Raw genomic sequence first — 3,559 nt, forward strand, 5'->3', positions numbered from 1 at the left:
TTGCCTGCAACAGCGGATAGCCCTCGGCAGAGCGCACGAGCCCCGTAGGGGATACCACCGCCCGATTTATCGGGTGGTGAGTAAGTGCGCCCTTCGGGAGTAGAACTTGTGTATTTACATTCCTCTTAGCCGGAGCATCAGCTCCCGCTTTAGGGTATCTAAATCCATTTCTTTAATATGTGGAGCAATGCTTTCCAGAATCGCTCCTTCTTGAATCAATCTGCGTGTTCTGGCATTACGTTCCTTTTTACGGTTTCTTGCTTCGATTTCTTCCAGTCTGTGTTTTGCCTGTAAAAGCACTTTTTCTTCTGGTGTCATAATTCTTTTATTTGCCATATCTGGCACCTCCTTTTTATGCCCGTATCCGGGCGATTTAGTTTTAAAATCTTGTGGTTTAGTACTATAGTTTTAGATAACTGACAGTGGCATGTCTCTGGTGATAAATAAGAAAAGAAAGTAGTACTACTGTCAGTGAAAAATAGTTATTGTGCGATGCTGCTTTGTTTCAACTCTGGTTTGAAGTGTGATTATCTAACAGAATTTTTTTCGTTTTTTTTAAATTAGCTGTTGCATTGTCCTGACGGATATTCCGGTTATTGATACGGATGGGAACACATCTCTCCAGAATCCGGTCATAAATTCGCTTGTGTGCGATATCAGCGGCGTTATTCAGCTCTGATAAAGTGAGATTGGTTGTTATGATCAGGGGCTTTTTACTGCGGTAACGGCTGTCAATCACATTGAATACCTGTTCCAGTGCAAAGTCAGAGTTCCGTTCAATTCCGAGGTCATCAATGATCAGAAGGCTGTAGCGGTTTAAGCTGTGGATGAACTGATTCCTGTCTTCAAAATGCATTCCGGTAAGGGTATTCAGAATCCGGGAAAAGTTGGTCATCAGTACCGGGACGCCTTTTTCCAGAAGGGCATTGGCAATGCAGCCTGCAAAGAAAGATTTTCCAGTACCGACATCGCCCCAGATGAGAAGTCCGGAAGCGTTTGCTTTCATCTCTTCCCAGTTACTTACATAATTGTGTGCAAGTTTCATTTCCGGATTGCTGCCGTTATCTTTGGCAAAGGTGTAGTCATAAAGTGATTTGTCCTGTAAGCCGCTGGTTTTGAGATGCTCTATTTCCATTTGCTTTTCATGAAGTTTTCTCTGGGCTTCCTCCTGTTCAAAGATCTCCTGCTGGCACTTACAGCGGATGGAAGGAATAAGAACCTTTCCCTGTAATTCATGCCTGCACTGTCTTGGCGTATTGCATTTGGAACAGTAGATCAGGTGATTTGTTTCGTTAAAATATTCATCAGACTGAAGCTCTCTGTTTGGTGTGATAGCTGTTGGTTTTTCTGTAAATGTTGTCATAATGTTTCGTATTCTTCACTTTCATAATTTCGTTGCCGGGAAACAGGATGATCCTGTCTTGCCCAACGGATGATGGTAGCTGCATGGTTTTGGTATTGCTTTCCGGTAGAAGCCATATAACCGGATAAGCGTTCCATATAGTCCTGCCAGTCAGGGATTGTCTGCCGGATATTTTCCAGCTCCGTCTCTGACAGAAAAACATTTTGAAATGTTCCATAGGGTGAGCGTGGCTCTTTACTCCCTCTTATTGTTAAATGGTTCTTTTTTATCTCTTTCTTATTACTGGACAGTTTTCTGTCTGTATCAGGGAAAGAATCCTGTCTGTCAATAGGACAGTTTTCTGTCTGTCTTGAGGAAAGAATTCTGTCTGTATTGCTGAGGGTTTCTTTCGGGATTTTTACATAGATCCGATTAGGGTGTCCGGGTCCCTGCCGTTTTCGGAAGATAAGCTCTTGTTTTTCCAGTACTGCCAGAGCAGTTTTCACCGTCATCTGGCTTTTGTGGAGAACTTCTGCCAGTGCTTCAATCGTAAAGTAGAGGAACACATGACCATTTGTATCTGACCAGCCCTCATTTTTCTGGGAAAGCCTTGCACGGTCGAGCAGGATCATATAAAGCATTTTGGCAGTTTCGTTTATTTCCATGTCCAGAAGAAAACGGGGAAACATCATATAAGATGGCAGGCTTGTGTCTGCTGTCAGAAAGTCCGTCATGTGTTCACCTCCAATCACAATGGTTTATTCTCCAAGAAAATCCCAGTCTATATCACGATCCGGCTGTTCTTTTTCAGGAGCTGGAAAGGGCATCCTGATGGGGGATTCCCTTTCCAACATGCCTGCAGTCAGCCCGGACAGAAAAATCGGCAATGACTGTTTCAGGCTGTGTTCTACTGCTTCTACAATCTGTTTCACAAAAAGTTCTTCCCGTTCCCTTGTTTCCAGATAGGGATCAGCCTGAGTGCGGTAGTAGCGGTCAAAATAATCGACCAGTGCAAGGGAGATTACCTGGCTGTAAGATTTAAAATTCTGTCTGTCCATCGTCTGTAAATATTCCCAGGCTCTCCGCTGCTGGTCTTTGTCCAGATTAAATCGCAGGTTTGTGTTGCGGATATGGTTCTGCATGGCTTATCCCCTCCTTTTCAGGCTCATATAAGCCAGAGATTCATAACCTTTGGCAGTGGCACAGATATCATCAAGGATGGTAACTCGTGATTTGTCATACGCTCCAAAGTTACGGATCAGGCATCCACCGCCTCCGACCACATACAGGCGCATCAGGCCAGGATTGTATTCATATTTGCGGAGCGTGGCAAAAATATCTGTGACATACTGTCTGGCAACAGCAGTAATACAATCCAGATAAGACGCTGAAATGTCAGCGGTTCCAAACCGCAGAATCTGCTCTACGGTAGATTCTTCAATCTTTACTCCGAAGTTGTCCAGAACAGCGTTTTTAGCGGCAATCATGCATTGGTTTACGCCAAACTTTTCTGTCCAGCACCGGCTTTCCTGTGCTTTCTTATTATTGATATACAGAATGTTCATGGTTCCGTTGCCGATATCTGCAAGAAGATTTGTCCCCTTGAAATCTCCAAGTCGGTTTACGATAGCCGGATATCCCTGCGGGTAAAGGCTGCATCCCACAAAACGGAGATGATACTCTTTGCTGTTAAATCGGTAATGGACTTCTGGATTCTGGAGCAGATAGGAACGGAAATCTTCTCTCTGGTTTCTGATCCATGTCAGAGGAAGCCCGGCAGCCAGATGAACGTCTGCTTCACGGATGGAAAAGACATTCAGTTCCCTTGCAATCGCCATGAGAGTTAGAAGATAATATTCTTCGTCCATAGCTTTATCTGGGATAAATTCTTTGTGTCCTTCGCCAATCCGGTAGTAAATGCCGTTATATTCCAGAATATTCCCGGTGAAGATGGGTTCTGTTTCATAGGCTTTGATTCCGGTTGGTGTGACGGTATTTGCTGTTTTCATGTTGCCGTAGCCGTGATCTACAGCAATGATTTTTGTGTTTCTGAGTTCTCGCATAAAAAACACCTCCATTTTCGTATTGATTAATTCAGCAGGCTGTACCGGTGTGGTACTGCTTTGCTGTGAGATAAGCATACGAAAGTTGGAGGAAAAAGACATTGAGGGAAAATTGAGTTGGAATTGAAAAATAGGATATAATTTTGTAAAATAG

5 protein-coding genes are annotated in these 3,559 nt (G+C 43.7%); all 5 read right to left on the reverse strand.

Going from position 1 to position 3,559, the window contains the following annotated elements; all coding sequences use genetic code 11:
• Window positions 1-114: 114 nt before the first annotated feature.
• Entirely contained in the window at window positions 115-336 is a 222-nt protein-coding gene (locus RDS42_RS13355) for a hypothetical protein (protein WP_005428277.1), read from the reverse strand.
• Between the two features lie 169 nt (window positions 337-505).
• On the reverse strand, window positions 506-1,363 hold the full coding sequence (locus RDS42_RS13360; protein ID WP_005428275.1) for an ATP-binding protein: 858 nt from the start codon (window positions 1,361-1,363) through the stop codon (window positions 506-508).
• The gene (locus tag RDS42_RS13365; RefSeq protein ID WP_005428274.1) at window positions 1,360-2,076 is read right to left on the reverse strand and encodes a replication initiator protein A; all 717 of its coding nucleotides are present in this window, start codon (window positions 2,074-2,076) and stop codon (window positions 1,360-1,362) included. Before RDS42_RS13365 ends, RDS42_RS13360 begins: the two co-directional genes overlap by 4 nt.
• 24 nt (window positions 2,077-2,100) lie before the next feature.
• A complete protein-coding gene (locus RDS42_RS13370) occupies window positions 2,101-2,484 on the reverse strand; it encodes a hypothetical protein (protein WP_005428271.1) in 384 nt (127 codons plus the stop codon).
• 3 nt (window positions 2,485-2,487) lie between these two features.
• Entirely contained in the window at window positions 2,488-3,405 is a 918-nt protein-coding gene (locus RDS42_RS13375; RefSeq protein ID WP_009245410.1) for a ParM/StbA family protein, read from the reverse strand.
• Window positions 3,406-3,559 lie beyond the last annotated feature (154 nt).

Source organism: uncultured Blautia sp. (assembly GCF_902497045.1).
In the GTDB taxonomy this organism is placed as follows: Bacteria; Bacillota; Clostridia; order Lachnospirales; family Lachnospiraceae; genus Blautia_A.